Annotated in this window: 1 pseudogene; it reads left to right on the top strand. The window is 64.3% G+C overall.

What is annotated here, in order from left to right:
* Positions 1–540, top strand: a pseudogene (locus tag ABDZ92_RS16910) (IS5 family transposase); the annotation flags it as partial.

Below are 540 nucleotides of genomic sequence, written 5' to 3'. Positions count from 1 at the left end.
TGACCTGTTTTGGCTGACGAACGAGCAGATGGAGCGGCTGCGGCCGTTCTTTCCCAAGAGCCACGGGAGGCCGAGGGTAGACGATCGGCGGGTGCTGAGTGGCATCGTATTCGTCAATCGCAACGGGCTGCGCTGGCGAGATGCACCCGGCGAGTACGGCCCGCACAAGACGCTGTACAATCGGTGGAAGCGTTGGGGCGAGGCCGGTGTGTTCACGCGAATGATGGAAGGTCTGGCTGCAGCCGGCGCCGAGCCGCAGACGGTCATGATCGACGCAACCTACCTGAAGGCTCACCGCACGGCATCGAGCCTGCGGGTTAAAAAGGGGATCTTGGCCGCCTGATCGGCCGCACCAAAGGCGGCATGAACACCAAGCTTCACGCCATCGCCGATGCGAACGGGCGCCCCTTGAGCTTCTTCATGACCGCGGGCCAGGTCAGCGACTACACCGGCGCGGCAGCGCTACTCGATGACATGCCGAAGGCGCAGTGGCTGCTTGGTGATCGCGGCTACGACGCCGACTGGTTCAGGGACGCCCTC

This window comes from Sphingomonas molluscorum (assembly GCF_039522995.1).
Classification (GTDB): domain Bacteria; phylum Pseudomonadota; class Alphaproteobacteria; order Sphingomonadales; family Sphingomonadaceae; genus Sphingomonas; species Sphingomonas molluscorum.
Note: the sequence above shows the minus strand (reverse complement) of the source record. Positions and strands in the feature narration are given on the sequence as shown.